Below are 17531 nucleotides of genomic sequence, written 5' to 3' on the forward strand. Positions count from 1 at the left end.
ATGGGTATCACGCTGCGCCAGCTCCGGGCCTTCTGCGCCGTGTACGAGCTGAAGAACTTCACCCGCGCCGCCGAGGCGCTCAACCTGACGCAGTCGACCGTCAGCAAGCTCTGCTCCGAACTGGAGAGGGCGATAGGCATGGCGCTGTTCGAGCGCTCGGCGCGCGGCGTCGAACTGCTGGAAGGCGCGGCCGAGCTGTATGCCTACGCGCAGGAAACCTTCGGTTCGCTGCGCGCGGCCGAACGCAGCCTGAGCAGCCTGGCGGGGCTGGAGCGCGGCGAGGTCTCCATCGCGGCGTCACCCATCATGATGCACACGCTGATCGCGCCGGTGGTGGCGCAATTCCATGCGCGCCACCCCAACATCGTCTTCGACCTGCATGAACTCACCGGCGACGAGGCCACCGAACACGTCCTGCACGGCAAGGCCGACCTGGGGCTGGTGGCGATGGAAAGCCAGGACCCCAGACTGGACTGCCGCGTGGTCTATCGCGGCCCCATGTATGCCGTGGTGCCCGCCGGCCACCCCTTGGCGCGGCGCGACGAGACGCGCTGGCGCGAACTCGCCCGCTACCCGCACATCCTGCTGCGCGGCACCTACACCGTGCGCCGCAAGATGGACCAGATCCTGCAGGACCAGGGGCTGACAGTGCGCAGCGTGGCCCAGACCGGCAGCCTGACCACCGCCTTCGCCATGATCCGCGGCGGCATGGGCATTACCGTCATGCCGGGCTACGTGCGCAAGGTCTGCCAGGAAATGGGCCTGAAGGCGCTGTGCATCGCCGACCGGCCTCAGGCCCTGCACGAGCTGTCCGTCCTGCGCCGGGCCGACTACCGGCTGTCGCGCGCCGCGGCGGCGTTTCTTGCCGCCTTCGAAGCGCATCTTGGCGAACAGGGACAGCCCGCCGCGGCCGGCGATTAATCTCTTTCCTGAATGCCTTCATGATAATTAATCAATTGTTTGCATGATGGACCGCTTCCATCATTAGCGCGTCGAGGCCCCGCACCCCGCGCGCTATCCAGACGGTCACCTCGACGCCATAACCATGCAGGGCAAATCAGCCCGCAGCACGAGGAGACCTCCGACATGACACTCAAGCCTGGCCTGAAGCAGCTGCTGACGCTGCTCGCCGTTGTTCCCGCCATCGCCGCCGCCGAGACCTATCCGGCCAAACCCGTCACCCTGGTGGTGGCCTACGCCCCCGGCGGCATGACCGACATCCTGACGCGGCGCATCGCAGCCGATCTGCAAACCCGCCTGGGCAAGCCCTTCGTGGTCGAAAACAAGCCGGGCGCCACCGGCCAGATCGCTACCGAGTACGTGTCGCGGCAGAAGGCGGACGGCTACACCATCCTGGTGGGCGCGACCAGCCACGTGATCAACCCCGTGCTGAAGAAGCTGCCCTACAACGCCCGCAAGGATTTCGCCCCGGTGGCGCTGCTGGCGGTCAGCCCGAACTTCCTGCTGGTCAACGCCAACCTGGGCATCAAGACTTTCGCGGACTTCAAGAGCTATGCGCAGAAGCAGCCCTCCGTGCCCTACGGCACGGCCGGCGCCGGCGGCGCGCCCCACATCGTCGGCGAACTGCTGCGCGCGCAAAGCGGCCTGCCGCTGATGCACGTGTCCTATCGCGGCGCGGGCCCGGCCATGACGGATCTGGTGTCGGGACAAGTGCCTGTCGGCATGGCCGAGTCGGTCACCGCCAACGCCTATCTGCAATCCGGCAAGATCGTGCCCCTGGCGATCGCTTCGGCCCAGCGCCAGTCGCGCTATCCCGAAGTGCCCACGCTCAACGAGCTGGGCTACAAGGGCTTCGACCTGAGCACCTGGGTAGGCGTCTACGCCCCGGCCGGCACGCCCGCCGACATCGTGCAGACGCTGAACAGCGAGATCCGCAAATCGGTGATGCAGCCGGCCACGCAGGAGTACATCCGCTCCACCGGTTCCGAGCCGGGCGACATGGATCTGGGCCAGTACCAGAAGTTCGTCAGCGACGAAATGGACAAGTGGCAGGCCGTCATCACCCAGGCCGGGGTCAAGGATGAGTGAGGTCCGCATCGGCTCGCTGTCGCCGGAAGCCTATTTTGCCGAGGCGCTGCGTGCGGGACGCCTGGAAGTCCAGGTGTGCCGCAGCTGCGGCCTCTCGTTCTTCTTCCCGCGCACGCACTGCACCCATTGCCGTTCGCAGGAATATGCCTGGCGGCCCATGCGCGCCGGCGCCACGCTCTATTCCTATTCGGAAATCCCCGCCACGCCGCAGGCGCCCGCGCGCAACGTCATCCTGGCCGACATGGACGAAGGCTTCCGCATGATGTCCACGCTGCTGGACGAGGGCGAGCCGCGCATCGGCATGCGGCTGACGGCCCGGCCCGACCCGCAGCGCGCCCGAGTGGTGTTTGGAAAGGAAGCGCCATGACGGACTGGAACAAGAACCTGCGCGGCGCCATCGCCATCACCGGCTGCGCCACGGCGGGCATAGGCGACGCGGGCGGACTGAACGACCTGGAAATCACCTCCCTGGCGGTGCACGCCGCCGTGCGCGATGCCGGACTGCGCATGGAGGACATCGACGGCCTGATGAGCGCCAGCCTGTCCTCATCGATGTGGCTGAACAAGCTTTCCGAGTATCTGGGCCTGTACCCGCGCTTCATGGATAGCACCCAGATCGGCGGCGCCTCCTTCGTCGGGCACCTGTTGATCGCCGCGGCGGCGATCCAGGCCGGCCTGTGCCGCAATATCGTGATCGCCTACGGCGCCGCCCCGCGCGGCGGCAACGGCGTCTCGGCGACCTCGGGCGCCCGCGCCCGGCTGGATCCGTTTCCCTACGAGGAACCGTTCCAGCCCTTCAACCCGCCCACCAGCTACGCGCTGGCGACGCGCCGCCACATGCATGAGTACGGCACCACCCGCGAACAGTTGGCCGAAGTGGCGGTCGCCGCGCGCGCCTGGGCGCGGCTGAATCCGGAAGCCTACAAGCGCGAGCCGCTGTCCATCGCCGAAGTGCTGGCCGCGCGCGTGATCTCCTCGCCGCTGACCGCGCGCGACTGCTGCCTGGTAACCGACGGCGCGGGCGCCATCGTGGTCACCGCCGCAGACCACGCCGACGCCGCACGGCCGGTGTATGTGCAAGGCACGGCCATGGCGCACTCGCATCGCCAGATCGCCTGCATGGCCGACCTGACACGTACCGTGGCGGGGCAAAGCGCCGACCTGGCACGTGAGCGGGCCGGCGTGGCGCTGGCAGACATCGACCTGGTGCAGCTCTATGACGCCTTCACCATCAACCCCATCCTGTTCCTGGAGGACATGGGGTTTTGCGCCAAGGGCGAAGGCGGCGCCTTCGTGTCCGGCGGACGCATCGCTCCCGGCGGCGAGCTGCCGGTGAACACCAATGGCGGCGGGCTGTCCTGCGTGCACCCGGGCATGTACAGCATGTTCGGCCTGGTGGAAGCGGTACGCCAACTGCGCGGCGAATGCGGCGAACGACAAGTCAAGAATGCGCGCACCGCGCTCGTGCACGGCAACGGCGGGGTGCTGAGCGCCCAGGCCACCACCGTGCTGACCAATTGGATGGACTGAGGGAGACTCAATATGCTGGAAGGAAAAGTGGTGGTCGTCACCGGCGCGGCCAACGGCATCGGCCGCGCCGCGGCCGTGGCCCTCGCGGCGCAGGGCGCCCGCGTGGTGGTCAACGACCTGAACGTGTCGCTGGACGGCACCAGCGCCTCGCAAAGCACGGCCGCTCAGGTGGTCGAGGAAATCCGCGCAGCGGGCGGCGAAGCCATCGCCAACGGCGACTCGGTGGCCGAGTACGCCAGCGCGCAGCGCATCATCGAGGCCGCCGCCGACACCTATGGCCGGGTGGACGCCGTGGTGAACAATGCCGGCATCGTGCGCGACAAGATGTTCCACAAGCTCACGCCCGAGGACTTCGATGCCGTGGTCAAGGTGCATCTGTACGGCTGCTTCAACCTCAGCCACGCCGCCGCGCGGCACTTCCGCGAACAGGGCGGCGGCAGCCTGGTCAACATGACCTCCAATTCTGCCGTCATCGGCAACCGCGGCCAGGCCAACTATTGCGCCGCCAAGCTCGGCATCGTCGGCCTGTCCAAGGCCATGGCGCTGGACATGGCCGCCTTCAATGTGCGTTCGAACTGCATTGCCCCGCTGGCCTGGAGCCGCATGACGGAGACCATTCCGGCCAAGACCGAGGAACAGGCGCGCCACGTCGAGAAGATCCGCCGCATGGGTCCGGAGACCATCGCGCCGCTGATCTGCTACCTGGCCTCGGACGCTTCCGCCGAGGTGTCCGGGCAGGTGTTCGCCATCCGCCTGAACGAGATCTTCCTGATGAGCCAGTCGCGCCCGGTGCGCTCGGTGCATCGCTCGGATGGCTGGACCACGGAGAGCATCGCCGAGCACGGCATGGCCGCGTTGCGCGCGTCGTTCATGCCGCTGGACACCTCGGCCCAGGTGTTCGCCTGGGATCCGGTCTGAGGCCGCCATGGCGCTGGATTACCGCAGTCTGAAGTCGCACGTCTTCGCGCCGGAACGCCAGGCCTACGGCGAGGATGACTGCATCCTCTACGCCCTGGGCGTGGGCGCCGGCCTGTCCGACGACGAGACGGTCGGCGACGAAACGCAATTCATCTACGAGCAGGGCCTGCGCGCCCTGCCCGCCATGGCCTGCGTGCTGGCCTACCCCGGCTTCTGGATGCGCGATCCGCGCCACGGCCTGGACTGGAGCCAGGTGGTGCATGGCGAACAGCGCATGCGCTTCGCGCGCCGCCTGCCCGCAGGCGGCGAAGTCATCTGCCAGATGACAGTCGCGCGCATCGCCGACAAGCGCCCTGGCGCCTTCGTCGTAACGCAGCGCACGCTGAGCGACGCGGCGACGGGAAAGGAAATCGCCGTCATCGAACAGCTGAACATCTGCCGTGGCGACGGCGGTTACTCGGGTGGCGACGCCGCGCTCAGCGATGCGCTGGCCGTGCCCATCCCGGCGCCGCCCGCCACGCCGCCGGACAGCATCATCGTCCTGCCCACCAGCCGCAACCAGGGCGCGCTGTACCGCCTGAACGCTGACCGCAATCCGCTGCATGTGGATCCGGCTGCCGCGCGGCGAGCAGGCTATGAACGCCCCATCCTGCACGGCGCGGCGCTGCTCGGCATGGTCAACCGCGCCCTCGAAGCCTGCCTGCGGCAATTGCCGGGCCTGCGCCTGGGCGAACTGGACCTGCGCTTCATGGCGCCGGTCTATCCCGGCCTGGATGTGGCTGTATCGCTATGGCGCCAGCCGCAAGGCCTGGCCCTGGCCTGCCACCAGGCCGGCGCCCTGTGCGCCCAGGGCCGCGCGGCCTGGGCCGAGGAGGAACAATGAAAGACAAGACTTGCGCAAACGTCGAGGAAGCCCTGCGCGGCATCGAATCCGGCGCCGTGATCTTCGTGGGCGGCTTTGGCGGCTCGGGCATACCCGCGCGCCTGCTGGCCGGCCTGCTGGCCAAGCAAGGCGTGGATGACCTGACCCTGATCAACAACAACGCCGGCGCCGGTGAAGCCAGCTTCCTGGCCCTGGTGGCATCGGGCCGCGTCAGCCGCATCGTCTGCTCCTACCCGCGCATGCCGGGCAACGACGTCATCCGCGAGCGGGTGCAGGCCGGCAAGCTGGCGGTGGAAGTCATGCCCCAAGGCACGCTGGTCGAACGCATCCGCGCCGGCGGCGCGGGCATGGGGCCGTTCTACTCGCCGACAGGCTATGGCACGCCCCTGGCCGAAGGCCGCGAAACGCGCGTGTTCGGCGGCCGCGGCTACGTGCTGGAGGAGCCGCTGCGCGCGGACTACGCCTTCATCCGCGCGCACCGGGCCGACCAGCTGGGCAATCTGGTCTACCGGCGCGCCCAGCGCAACTTCGGTCCAGTCATGTGCATGGCGGCCCGCAGCACCATCGTCGAAGTCGAAGAGATCCTGCCTTGCGGGGCGCTCGATCCCGACGCCATCGTCACGCCCAGCCTGTTCGTGCACCGCCTGTTGGGGAGTCCGCAATGAAAAGACTGTCACGCGAGCAATTGGCCGCCCTGGTGGCCGACGACCTGCCGGCCTATGCCGTGGTCAACCTGGGCATAGGCATGCCCACCATGGTCACCGACCGCCTCGATCCCGCGCGCGGCGTGCAGCTGCATAGCGAGAACGGCATCCTCGGCATGCGCCTGCTGCAAGACCACGAGACCGCCGACGGCGATCTCATCAACGCCAGCAAGCAGTCGATCGCGCTGACCGAGGGCGCCGCCATCTTCGACCACGTCTATTCCTTCTCCATCATGCGCGGCGGCCACATAGACATCACGGTGCTGGGCGCCTTCGAAGTGTCCTGCCACGGCGACCTGGCGAACTGGTCGCTGGGCGCGGACGATCCCATGCCGTCCGTGGGCGGGGCCATGGACCTGGCGGTAGGCGCGCGCAATGTCTGGGTCATGATGGAAGCGCTGACCCGCGAGGGCGCCCCGCGCCTGCGCAGCCGCTGTGGCCTGCCCCTGACCGGCGCGGGCGTGGTCGGGCGCGTCTATGCCGACATCGGCATCTTCGACGTGCGCGATGGGGCCTTCGTGCCCCTGGCCCTGGTGGACGGCCTGCTGCCTTCCGAACTGCACCGCTGGATCGACGCGCCGGTACGCGTCGAGGACGCGCCGCGCGTCCTGCATCCCAACTCCTGATTGCTCTCAACCATGATACGCACCGAACATTTTCTCGAAGACGCCGAGGCCTGGCTGCGCGCCGCGCTGGTCCAGCTGCGCGAGCAGTATCCGGTCACTGCCTCGCATACCCAGGAATGCCGCCAGGCCTGGAACCGCAAGCTGTGCGAGGCCGACCTCATCGCGCTGACCTGGCCACGCGAGTACGGCGGCCGCGAGCTCAGCACCGCCACGCTGATCGCCTTCCACGAACTGTGCGCGCGCCTGCATGCGCCGCAACCCATCAACAGCATCGCGCACGCCATCCTGGCGCCCACCCTGCTGCGCTTCGGCACCCCCTCGCAAAAGGCGCGGTTCCTGCCCGGCATCCGCGACGGCAGCGAGATCTGGTGCCAGGGCTACTCCGAACCCCAGACCGGTTCCGACCTCTCTTCCGTGCGCACCCGCGCCAAAGCCGAAGCCGCCGGCTGGAACGTCAGCGGCCGCAAGATCTGGACCACCCAGGCGCATCTGGCCAAGTGGTGCTTCGCGCTGGTGCGGACCGATCCCGACAGCCAGGCCCATCGTGGCCTGAGCTTCATGCTCATCGACATGCAGGCCGAAGGCGTGCGAGTCGAGCCGATACGCCAGATGACCGGCGAGGCCGACTACAACGAAGTGCTGTTCGACGCCACGCCGGTGCCTGAAGGCCGCATCCTTGGCGAAGCCGGCGAGGGTTGGCGCATCGCCATGGCCGCCGCCGAGTACGAACGCGGCATCTACTTCATGCCGCGCGTCGTGCTGCTGGAAGACGAGCTTCAACAACTGACCACGGCACTGGCGCAGGCCCCGCTGTCCCCGGACGAGCGCGCCGTGCAGGCGCGCCACGTGCGCGAATTGGCGGACCTGTGTCAGGTCATACGCTGGCGCGTGGACCGTGTGCTGCGCGAGGTCGCCGCGGGCAACACGCCCGGCATCGACGGCGCCATGCTCAAGCTGCTGTGGAGCGAAACCCGTCAACGGGTCTGGGAACAACGCGTGGAGCTTCTGGGCGAGGCCGCCATCCTCGGCCCGCAAGCCGGCGCGCCCCATGCCGGGGAGGCCAGCGTGCTGCGCGAATTCCTGTGGTCGCGCGCCGAAACCATCGTGGCCGGCACCTCGGAAATCCAACGCAATATCGTGGGCGAACGCCTGCTCGGCCTGCCCAAGGACAGGGGACAACATGCATAGCGAAATCAGGACATTGCTGTCCTCCACCTTCGGCCGCCTGCTGGAAGAACAGCATCCCGCCGCCTACGCCCGCCGCGCGCTGCCGGCGGACGACGCCGCCCAGCGCGCTCTGTGGAAGGAGCTGGCCGAAGGAGGCTGGCTGGAAGCAGGCTCGGAAGCCTTCCAGGCCGAGTACGGCCCCGGCACCCCGCTCATGGGCGAATGGGCTGGACGCGCCCTGCTCACCCTGCCCTATGGTGCTTCGGCCTTTCTCGCCAGCGTCTTGCTGGCGCAAACGCCCGCCGTGGCGGACGTGCTGCTGGACCTGGCCGCGCATCCGGCCAGCATCCGCTGCGACCGCGCCGGCGACGAGCAGGGCTGGATCGACGCCTACGGCCCCACGGCCCAGTATCTGCGCCTGAGCCGTCAGGACCAGGTCTGGCTGCTGGCGCGTTACGACCCGGCGATGCTCGAATCGGTGCAGGGTCTGGATCCCACGGTGGCGTTGGCCCGCCTGCGCGGCCCTGCCCTGGCGCAGGCCGAATTACCCGCAGCGCGGGTCTTGCCTGCGCTGCAGAACCATCTGGCCTTCCTGCTGGCGCAACTGGTGGGCGCCGCGGCAGCCTCGCTCGACCTGGCCATCGCCTACGCCAAGGAGCGCGAACAGTTCGGCCGGCCCATCGGACAGTTCCAGGCCATCAAGCATGCCCTGGTCGACGCCTGGACCGGCCTGGACAACAGCCGCTATGCCGTGGAAGCCTTGCAGGCAGCCCGCGCCTCGGCCGATCCCGAGCTTGCGGCGCTGGCCGCGCGCCTGGCCGCCAGCGCGGCGCGGCGCGCGGTAAAGCTCTCCATCCAGGTGCATGGGGGCATAGGCTTCTCCTGGGAGCACGACGCCCAGCTTTACCTGAAACGCGTCTATCGGCTGGCGGTCGAGGTGCAGCGGCTGGCCGCGCTGATGCGGGACTAGCGTCCCGCCATGCGCCGCCGGACGGGGCGCGGATGGGGCGCCGTTAAGATAACGGCTTTCCACAGCCGTTATCCGGGCCGGTTCCTGCGCGGCGCAACCCTGCCCGCCCGGATCCTCCCGCATCCGATGCACCACGTCCCGCCACCGCAACGCCCATCCGGCCGCCTGACGTCCTACTACTGGAGCGGCGACGCCATGCGCAGCCGCAGCGTCAGCAATACCGTGCTGAGCGGCACGCTGGACTTGCCCGCGCCACCCGCCCGCGTGCAGGCGGACTGGGAGCGCGAGATGGCCTCGCGTCTGTTCCTGGAACCCGGAGACGTGGAGCAGATGCCCCTGGCGCGCACGCAGGCGCGCTGGCCCGACTACGGCCTATGCCTGCAAGCCATGCGCGACTGGACGCAAGCGCTGGGATTGCCCGGCGTGCTGGCATCCGCCGACATCGCCCTCATGGCCTGCCGCGGCGCCCGCTATCACCATGACGGCGCGCAATACGGCGGCGCCGCCTTCTGCAATCTGTTCCTGAGCGAAGACCGGGGCCTGGACGTGCACTTCCCGGCTAGCGGCCTGCGCATCCCCCTGGTCCGCGGCACCGCCATGATCTTCGACACCGGCCAGCCGCATGGCGTCATCCTGCGGCGCGGCATGGGCTTTCGCGAGGCCGACTTCGCGGAAGGCCTGGATCTGGCGCAGTTGTTCCTGACCTGGGAACTGCCCATCGAAGACGCCCGCGTTGCGGGCGCGCTCGGCATCGAATTCGATGTCGATGCCGTGACGGCGCCGCAGCTGGACGAGGAACAGATCCGGGTGAACGGCGCGCGCGCCGCTATCGACCCGGAGTCCGGCTTGTGGCTGCTTGAGGAATGAAGCGGATCAGTTCAACACTGCGCCACGTATTTGAACTGTGTGAACTCGGACAGCCCTTCCACGCCGCCTTCCTTGCCTAGTCCGCTCTGCTTGACCCCGCCAAACGGCGTTTCAGCCAGCGAGTGTTGGCAGTGGTTGACGCAGATCGTGCCGCTTTCAATGGCGTCCGTCGCATCGGCGATCGTGTCCGCCTGCTTGGTGAACACATAGGCAGCCAGACCGAACGGCAGGCGATTCGCCTCGGCGATGGCCTGGTCGAAAGTCGAGAAGGTGCCGACGATGGCCAACGGGCCGAAGGGCTCCACGTTGGCGGCGCGCCAGGTGTCGTCGTAGCCCTGCATGACGGTGGGCTGGAAGAAGTAGCCCCGGCTGCCGATGCGCTCGCCGCCCGCCAGGACCCGGCCACCCCGCGCACGGCCATCTTCCACCATGGACTGGATGGCTTCGACCCTGCGCGGATTGGCCAGCGGTCCCATCTGCACGCCTTCTTCCGTGCCCGGACCGACGCGCCAGTGGCGCGCAAGCTCGGCCATGCTGCGCGCGAACGGCTCGGCAATGGATTCGTGGACCAGCATGCGCGTGGGCGAGACGCAGATCTGGCCGCCGTTGCGCATCTTGGCCTGGATCAGGGTGCGCGCCGCGGCTTCGGGGTCGACATCCCCGAACACCAGGACCGGCGCATGGCCGCCCAGTTCCAGCACGCTGCGCTTGAGTCCTGCGGCCGCCATCTGGGCCACTTTCGTGCCGATCTCGGTCGAGCCCGTAAAGGTAACGGCGCGGATCAGGGGCGATTGGATCATCCGGTCGGATACCCTGCCCGGATTGCCAAACACCATGTTGAGCACCCCGGCAGGCAAACCGCTGTCGTGCAGCACGCGGGCCAGGAACAGGGCCGTGGCGGGCGTTTCCTCCGCCGGCTTGATCACTACGGTGCAACCGGCCGCGAGCGCGCTGGCGATCTTGCGGCTGGGCGTGATCGCAGGCGCATTCCAGCCTGAGAACGCCGCCACGGGACCAATGGGCTCGGGGACGACCATCTGCCGCATGCGCGGTTCGCGCGCGGGGATGATGCGACCATAGATGCGGCGGCTCTCTTCGGCCGACCACTCGAACAATTCCGCCGTCTTGTCCACTTCAACCCGGGACTCGGTCAAGGGCTTGCCCTGTTCCCGCGTAATGATCCAGCTAAGCGCCTCCGAACGTTCACGCAGCAGTTGCGCCGCATTGCGCAGAATGGCCGACCGCTGCATCGGCGCGGTACGGCGCCAGGCGGGGAAGGCGGCGTCGGCAGCCTGCAGGGCGGCATCGACGTCCGCATCCGTGGCGTGGGGCAGTGCGCCCAGCGGTTGCTCCGTTGCGGGGTCAAGGACCTCGCTCTGCTCTCGCCCCGCCCCATCCAGCCATTCGCCGTTGATGTATAGCGCCAGCCGCGGATATTCCATGGCGTTCTTCGACATGATTATGGTCTCCTGTGCTTGCGCTCCACGCATCGCGGCGCAGGCGCATTCGGTGCTGTCGTTGAGTGATGCCGGCGCGCGCGATCACGCCGGCCCGGAACTTGTTTTCCGGTTGACTTCTTCATGGATGGCCGATCCGCGCGACGCGCTGTCCGGCCGCCACTTCATTTCGTCGCGATCTGGTTGATGAAGATCGGGAAGTAAGCCTGGCCGTCGCCCTGCGCCACCGCGCTCTGCAGCAGTTCCCGCGTGCGCGCAAGAATCGCGGCGTCCACACCGGAAGCTTCCGCCAGGGACGCGGCCAGCGATACGTCCTTGAGCGCATACGCAGTGGAGAAGCGCCCCTGCGAGAATTCGCGCGGCGCCAGGGCGCGGATGCCGACGACGTTCAGCGCCTGGCTGGCGGCGGACCCGGTGGACAGCACGTCCAGCAGCTGCTTGCCGTCTATGCCGGCGCGCTCGCAGATGAGCAGGGTCTCGGCCAGCACGGCCACATTCATCATCAGCACCATGTTGTTGGCGATCTTGACGATCTGCCCGCATCCAGTCCCGCCGCAGAGCACCACGTCGCTACCCATGCAATCCAGCAGCGGCCGCACGGCATCGAGGTCTTCCTGCGCACCCCCCACCATGATCAGCAAGGTGCCGTCGCGCGCCGCTTCGGGCATGCGCGCCACGGGCGCGTCCAGGAACCTCACGCCCTGTTCGGCGAGGCGGACCGCCAGGGCCCGCGTGCCCGCCACATCGCTGGTGCCGGTATCCACGATCAGGCGGGGCTTGCGCTCGCCGGACAGCAAGCCGTCGACGCCCAGGCAGACCTGCTCGACATGATCGATGCTGGGCAGGGACAGGAATACCACTTCGGCGTGCCCGGCCAAATCCCGAACGGACTGGTGCGCCACCGCACCGTCATTCAGCACACGCCCCACCGCCTGCTCGTGGATGTCATGCACATGCACGGGCAGCCCGGCCTTGCGACACAAATTGCGGCACATGGGTTCGCCCATGACGCCCAGTCCGATGAACCCGACCCGTTGAAACGCTACGCTCACTTTGCCTCCCGCCCTTGCGAGCGCTCCCTTGAATGGTCCACGTTCTGGACTGTATCGGACACCGATGACATGCCAGAAATGATATCCAACGGCGCCTCCCGCATCCAGGCAAGGCAAGCCGCAAATAGTCCAACATATGAAATAGCTGAACCATGGACATCGCCTGGAATTTTCCGATTCCAGGCGATGTTCATGCCTCGGTTCGAGATGGAATATCCGGCCGCCGCGGGTGGGCTCACTCAGCCAACGTGAACTTGGGCACCCGGTAGCCGTCGGGATGATCGGCATAGACCATGCGTACGGCGGCATCCAGTTCGAGGCGGCCGAGTTCTCGGCGATCCATGTACGAGATCATGATCGGGCCTTCTTCCAATTGCACCGCCACCACCACGTGGGGCGCCGGGTAGGCTGGCAGATACTTGCGATGAAAAACCGTCCAGGACAGGATCTTCGCCCTTCCCGAGACAGGAGCCCATTCGTAGTCCAGACTCAGCGATTCAGGGCAGGCCGGCCCTGGCGGATAGCGGAAGACGCCGTTTTCGGTGCAGCGCTGCAGGCGCATCTGTCCTTGATTGATGCTGTCCCACATTGGCGCATCGTAGGGCGAATACAGGCGGGGGGTTGCGCTCATGGTTTGCTTCCTGGCAGGCGGATTCATCGGCCGTAGATGATGGACATGGCTTTGCCGGCCACGTCGGACACGTACTGGACATGCCGGCAATTCGGCACCTGGCGCGCGCCCAGGCCGCCGCGCACTTGCCGCACCGCCTCCACCTGGTGGTTCCAGCCCTGCATGTACGATTCCGACAGATGCCCGCCGCTGGTATTAACCGGCAACTTGCCGCCGACCCCGATGCCTTGTTCAGCGATGAAACGACCGGCTTCTCCTTGCCCGCAAAAGCCGAATCCCTCCAGCGCGAACAGGATGTGCGGGCTGAAGCTGTCGTACACCAGCAAGGCGTCGATATCCGCCGGTCCCACGCCTGCAGCCGCATACACTTGCTCTGCCGCGCGCTGCTGCGCCGGACGATAGAAATCGATCAACCGCGGCCCGAGGCTGGTTGCGTGATGGTTCAGGTCGGAGCGGCCCATGCCTTCGATGAGTACCGGCCGCGCGGCCGTCTTGCGCGCCCGGCCGGCCTCCATCACGATCAGCGCCACGCCGCCGTCATTGATCAGGCAGTAATCGTTCAAGCGCAGCGGCTGCGCGATGTGGTCGGCGGCCAGGTAGTCATCAAGCGTGATCGGCTTGCGCATGATCGCGTTGGGATTGAGGCTCGCCCACTGGCGCTGGCCTACCGCAACCTGGCCCAGGTCGCGCTCGCTGATCTGCCAAAGCTCCTTGTAGCGCTGGAACATCAACGCGTACAACGCGCCCTGCGAAGTCAGCCCCCAGGGACTGTGATAAACGTATGAAAGGAAGGCGCCGCCACCCATCGCTTCCGGGCCGCCATATTGCACCGCGGCCGAGCGCTGGTCGTTGCCGTAGACCAGCGCCACCACTTCCGCCAAGCCTGACCGGATGGCCATCACCGCCTGGAACACCGCCTGCACCGCGTCCGCCTGTCCGCCCCAACGCGGATCGATGTTCAGCACTTCTCCCATGCGCTCATAGGCCGTGGTCGGCCCGACGATCAGGCCGTCGATGTCTTCGCGCCGCAGGCCGGCGTCGTCCAGCGCGCGCTTGAACGCCAGCGTCGCATAGCCGTAGGAATCGAACGGCTTTTCGCCATTGCGGACCCGCCGGTAGTCCTCCACCCAATCCGTATGGCCCGTGCCGGCAATCGCCGCGACCCCGGCCGTGCCCTTTCCACTTAGATCCGCCACCGTCCATGTCTCCCTGTGTGAACCACCCATCGAGAGTCAGGCATGAGCTCTCCCAGACAAATTATCTGGAACGATCTGGAAAGACCATATGAAAGGTCCACATAGCGAAATTGAATCGGCGGCTATGGAAGCCCGGTGGGCAGGCCGGCGATCAGGACCCCGGCAGCGCCGCGCCCATGGCGGCGAACAGGCCGCCGCACACCTTGTTGAAGCGCCGGCCGGAGCGTTCCAGCCAGGGGCGCACGCGATGCGCCAGGCGCGCCAGCACATATTCGACAAGGAACTCGACCACCACGAAAGTCGCGGCCATGACCGCGAACTGCGTGTACAGGCTGCGGGCCGGGTCGATGAACTGCGGCAGGAAGGCGCCGTAGAAAAGCAGCGCCTTGGGATTGGAGATTGCTGACAGGAGGCCCTGGCTGAACATGCGCATGCCGCTTATGCGTGGCATGTCCGGGGCAGGCCGCAATTGCACACCCGGCGCGCGCCAGAGCTGGATGCCCAGCCAGATCAGATAGGCCCCGCCCGCCCACTTCAGCACCGTCAGCGCAGGCCCCCAGGCCTTGAGCAAGGCGCTGATGCCCAGCATCGACAAAGCGATCAGCGCCACGAATCCCACCGCGCCGCCGGCAATGGTGCACAACGCCTTGCGGTGTCCGTGCAGCGCGCCATGCGTCAGCGCAAGCAGGGTATTCGGTCCTGGGGTGACCGACAAACCGATGACCGCGACCAGATAGATGAGCCAGCTATGCAGCGCCATGACGGAATGCGTAAGAGAGGGGAAAGCGGCCAGTCTAGTCCGCGGCAGAGGGGTGCGCAAATGCGCCTGGACGAAAGACGGGGCCCGCAAAAGCCCCGCGAGCCGCCCAGGCGCTTGATCGAACAGCGCCAGACTCAGCGCCGGAATCCTCCCCCATGGAAGCCGCCGAAGCCGCCGCCCCAGCCACCCCGGCCGCGCCCCTGCCAGCCGCCGCCCTCCGCGCCGCCCATGCCGCGGTCGCGCCAACCTCCGCCCTGCCAGCCTCCGCCCTGCATGCCGCGATCCTGCCAGCCGCCGCCGTCCATGCCGCCGGTACGCTCGCTGGAATAATCGCGCGCCTGGCGCTGGCCGTTCAGGTAGTTGCTACCGGATTGCGCGCTGGGCTGCACCGATTGCCAGCCCGAGCTGGTGTGCTGTTGCCAGCCATTGTCGTTGTGCTCGTAGACATTGCCGTTGTGGTCGGCATACACGTTGCCGTTGTTCCACGCCATGCCGCTGCCCGTGTTGCGGTCGTAGGTGGCGCCGCGCCGGTCCATGCTGCTGACGCCGTCGCCGGCCGTGCCGGTCGCCGTGGCGGACGATATGGTGCTGCGGCCGGTGTTCGTGTTGGTGCGCACATCCTGGCGGCCGGCAGCCCATTGGCCGTCATCGTTGGCGACCACGCCCGCGCGCCCCGCGCCCGATGCGCCCGTCGCGGGGTTGTTGTAGGCGTCGCGCCGCCCGGCCGCCGCATTGCCGGTGTACTCGTTGTAGGCGGCGCCGCGCGAGCCTTCGAAGGCCGCGCCGGTCTGCGGGTTGTAGCCTTCGGCGTGCGTGCCTTGCCATTCGGTGCCGGTCCAGCCGTTCCATCCGGCTGCATGCGTGACCACGCCGGAACCGCCCCAGGCGCCGTAGACGTCCACCTTGTTGACGTTAACGCCGCCCCAATAGGGCGCACCCCAATAAGGTCCCCAATAGGGCGCGGCGCCGCCCCAGGTCTCGCCCGCGACAAAGCCGAAAGCGAAGCCCGTCGCCGTGGCGAAGGCCGCGTCGTAGCCATAGCTGGGCGGATAGCCGACCCAAGTGTCCTGCACGATGACCGGCGGGTAGGCGTAGCCCGTGCCGTACACCACGGTGCCGTCCGGACTGGCCACCACGCCCATGTAACCCGGCGTGTAGCCGAACACCACAGTCTGCGCGGTGGAGCCGTACACCTGCACGTAGGTGACGTAGTGCAGCGGCGAGCTGACGGGTATGGCGTAGATGGCGGCCGGTACATGGTCGGCCACGCGCCACGGTCCCCGGGCCGAGTCCGAAACGAACCACACGGCGCGCGACAAGGCGTAGTAACGCCCCTCGGCCTGGATCACCGGCACCTGCGAGTTGGCGGCGTAATACAGCGCCGTACCCTCGATGGGCCGCAGCGTAGGCTCGCCGCCGGCATATTCGACCTGCAGTTTCGCCGCGCTGCGCGACACCGTGGCGGTCTGCGGAATGGTCGAGGCGATCAGCGCCTCCTTGGCCTGCGGCGTGCCAGGCACCGAAGCCAGCACGCCCGATTGCGGATCGTGGGCCGGAATCCGCGCGAAATCGCGCGGCAATTGCTTGCCCGGCACGAAGGACCAGGGCCCGTCCAGGCTGGCGCCGCGGAACCAGCGGCCGGACACCAGCAGGTAGTAGCGGTTGTCGCCGGGATTCATGAACAGGGCATGATCGGCGTTGGCCACCGACAGCAACGAGGTTCCCGGCACGGGTCGCATTTCCGGCTGGCCGACAGTCACCAACAACTCGGCCGGCGTGGTGGACGCCGCGATGGCAGGGGCCCGGTGCGGCGGCTTGCCGCCATGTGGCATCAAGGGGTCGGGCTCGGACTTGCGCCGCGCCGCGTCGGCGGCGGCCAGCAATGCGGAGGACGGCTGCGGGTGGTCCGTCCACGGCCCGGCGGCGCCGCGCGCTTCGTACCAATGGCCGGCCGCCTGCAGAAAGTAACGGTCCGCGCCATCGGCCAGTATTAGCGCACGCGTATTGACCACCCGGCGCCAGCCCGCCGCGTCGGGCACCTCGGCCAGGACGGGCTCACCGTCTATCAGCACCAGCACAGTAGGCACCGTGCGGTAGATGATGCGCGGCGGCGCATTGTCCACCGGGACGGTCTTGGTGGCCGGATTGTTCTGGGACAGCGTATAGCTGAGTTGCAGCGCATCAAGCTGCGTAACCACGCCCTTGGCGGGCAGGCGCGCTTCGAGCTGCTTGCGCAGCCTGTCGGCCTCCTGGGGCGCGGTGGGCACCTGCACGCGCTCGATCCGGAAGTCCGACAGATGCACCAGGCCAGCCGGTTTGTTGACCTCGGCCCGGGCGGAAAAGTCGGCCACGCCGTAGGTCGGATTGCCCTTGGCGGCGCCGACCGCCACCGCCATGCGGCCCGAAATGCGATCGGCCTTCCAGCTGTCGATCTGCGGTTGATAGAGTTCCACCCGCGTGCCGTCGGCAGCCTCGAAACTGCGCGGCCACTGCAGCGACCGCGCGGCCTCAGCCTGGGCATCGGATGGTGACGGCGACGTCTGGGTCGGGGTCTGTCCCTGCGCCTGCGCCGCGGTGGTCGGCGCCAGGCTGACGCCACAGGCCATGCCTGCCATGGCTACAGCAAGGGCAAGACGTGAAAGGCGTCCAGGCGGGCCTGCCGCCGCTGACGAGGTTGCCGGGAAATCACGCACGCGCCACAGTCGGGTCAGGCTATGCATC

General features: G+C 67.8%; 18 protein-coding genes. 12 read left to right on the forward strand and 6 right to left on the reverse strand.

Features of this window, described 5'->3' with window-relative positions:
* The 11 genes from AC6LKD_RS00210 (at position 1) to AC6LKD_RS00260 (ending at position 9714) form a co-directional block, all read left to right on the forward strand.
* Positions 1 to 921: a LysR family transcriptional regulator gene (locus AC6LKD_RS00210; protein ID WP_492274406.1), complete on the forward strand. Its 921-nt coding sequence runs from the start codon at positions 1 to 3 to the stop codon at positions 919 to 921.
* Positions 922 to 1086: 165 nt separating this feature from the next.
* Positions 1087 to 2049: a Bug family tripartite tricarboxylate transporter substrate binding protein gene (locus AC6LKD_RS00215; RefSeq protein ID WP_498114680.1), complete on the forward strand. Its 963-nt coding sequence runs from the start codon at positions 1087 to 1089 to the stop codon at positions 2047 to 2049.
* Positions 2042 to 2416: a Zn-ribbon domain-containing OB-fold protein gene (locus tag AC6LKD_RS00220; protein ID WP_013396006.1), complete on the forward strand. Its 375-nt coding sequence runs from the start codon at positions 2042 to 2044 to the stop codon at positions 2414 to 2416. The genes AC6LKD_RS00215 and AC6LKD_RS00220 overlap by 8 nt, the downstream gene beginning before the upstream one ends.
* Entirely contained in the window at positions 2413 to 3579 is a 1167-nt protein-coding gene (locus AC6LKD_RS00225) for an acetyl-CoA acetyltransferase (RefSeq protein WP_498114681.1), read from the forward strand. Before AC6LKD_RS00220 ends, AC6LKD_RS00225 begins: the two co-directional genes overlap by 4 nt.
* 12 nt (positions 3580 to 3591) lie before the next feature.
* Entirely contained in the window at positions 3592 to 4497 is a 906-nt protein-coding gene (locus tag AC6LKD_RS00230) for an SDR family NAD(P)-dependent oxidoreductase (protein WP_013396008.1), read from the forward strand.
* Positions 4498 to 4504: 7 nt separating this feature from the next.
* Positions 4505 to 5380, forward strand: coding sequence for a MaoC/PaaZ C-terminal domain-containing protein (locus tag AC6LKD_RS00235; protein ID WP_492274402.1), 876 nt, complete (start codon positions 4505 to 4507; stop codon positions 5378 to 5380).
* On the forward strand, positions 5377 to 6045 hold the full coding sequence (locus tag AC6LKD_RS00240) for a 3-oxoacid CoA-transferase subunit A (RefSeq protein WP_013396010.1): 669 nt from the start codon (positions 5377 to 5379) through the stop codon (positions 6043 to 6045). Before AC6LKD_RS00235 ends, AC6LKD_RS00240 begins: the two co-directional genes overlap by 4 nt.
* Positions 6042 to 6710, forward strand: a complete 669-nt coding sequence (locus AC6LKD_RS00245) for a CoA-transferase (RefSeq protein WP_013396011.1) — start codon at positions 6042 to 6044, stop codon at positions 6708 to 6710. Before AC6LKD_RS00240 ends, AC6LKD_RS00245 begins: the two co-directional genes overlap by 4 nt.
* A 12-nt stretch (positions 6711 to 6722) precedes the next feature.
* Positions 6723 to 7898 (forward strand): acyl-CoA dehydrogenase family protein, encoded by a 1176-nt coding sequence (locus AC6LKD_RS00250; protein ID WP_498114682.1) that lies wholly within the window; start codon positions 6723 to 6725, stop codon positions 7896 to 7898.
* The gene (locus tag AC6LKD_RS00255) at positions 7891 to 8847 is read left to right on the forward strand and encodes an acyl-CoA dehydrogenase family protein (RefSeq protein WP_498114683.1); all 957 of its coding nucleotides are present in this window, start codon (positions 7891 to 7893) and stop codon (positions 8845 to 8847) included. Before AC6LKD_RS00250 ends, AC6LKD_RS00255 begins: the two co-directional genes overlap by 8 nt.
* Positions 8848 to 8973: 126 nt before the next feature.
* Positions 8974 to 9714 carry a hypothetical protein gene (locus AC6LKD_RS00260; protein ID WP_498114684.1) on the forward strand — a complete coding sequence of 247 codons (741 nt, stop codon included), beginning with the start codon at positions 8974 to 8976 and terminating at the stop codon, positions 9712 to 9714.
* Positions 9715 to 9725: 11 nt separating this feature from the next.
* On the opposite strand, the gene AC6LKD_RS00265 is transcribed toward AC6LKD_RS00260, so the two are convergent.
* On the reverse strand, positions 9726 to 11171 hold the full coding sequence (locus AC6LKD_RS00265; RefSeq protein WP_013396015.1) for an NAD-dependent succinate-semialdehyde dehydrogenase: 1446 nt from the start codon (positions 11169 to 11171) through the stop codon (positions 9726 to 9728).
* Between AC6LKD_RS00265 and AC6LKD_RS00270 the strand changes: the two genes are divergently transcribed.
* Positions 11155 to 11358 carry a hypothetical protein gene (locus AC6LKD_RS00270; RefSeq protein WP_498114685.1) on the forward strand — a complete coding sequence of 68 codons (204 nt, stop codon included), beginning with the start codon at positions 11155 to 11157 and terminating at the stop codon, positions 11356 to 11358. The genes AC6LKD_RS00265 and AC6LKD_RS00270 overlap by 17 nt on opposite strands.
* Here the strand turns inward: AC6LKD_RS00270 and AC6LKD_RS00275 are convergent.
* The 5 genes from AC6LKD_RS00275 to AC6LKD_RS00295 form a co-directional block, all read right to left on the reverse strand.
* Positions 11336 to 12223, reverse strand: coding sequence for an NAD(P)-dependent oxidoreductase (locus AC6LKD_RS00275; protein ID WP_492274397.1), 888 nt, complete (start codon positions 12221 to 12223; stop codon positions 11336 to 11338). The two genes, AC6LKD_RS00270 and AC6LKD_RS00275, sit on opposite strands and share 23 nt — an antisense overlap.
* A gap of 235 nt (positions 12224 to 12458) precedes the next feature.
* Complete coding sequence (locus tag AC6LKD_RS00280) at positions 12459 to 12854, reverse strand: Zn-ribbon domain-containing OB-fold protein (RefSeq protein ID WP_013396017.1); 396 nt, start codon at positions 12852 to 12854, stop codon at positions 12459 to 12461.
* Positions 12855 to 12877: 23 nt separating this feature from the next.
* On the reverse strand, positions 12878 to 14050 hold the full coding sequence (locus tag AC6LKD_RS00285) for a thiolase family protein (RefSeq protein ID WP_498114686.1): 1173 nt from the start codon (positions 14048 to 14050) through the stop codon (positions 12878 to 12880).
* A 151-nt stretch (positions 14051 to 14201) separates the two neighbouring features.
* Positions 14202 to 14810, reverse strand: coding sequence for a LysE family translocator (locus tag AC6LKD_RS00290; RefSeq protein WP_013396019.1), 609 nt, complete (start codon positions 14808 to 14810; stop codon positions 14202 to 14204).
* 134 nt (positions 14811 to 14944) lie between these two features.
* A complete protein-coding gene (locus AC6LKD_RS00295) occupies positions 14945 to 17530 on the reverse strand; it encodes a carbohydrate-binding family V/XII (protein WP_492274396.1) in 2586 nt (861 codons plus the stop codon).
* Between the last annotated feature and the right edge of the window lies 1 nt (position 17531).

The organism is Achromobacter sp. D7-1, assembly GCF_059760445.1.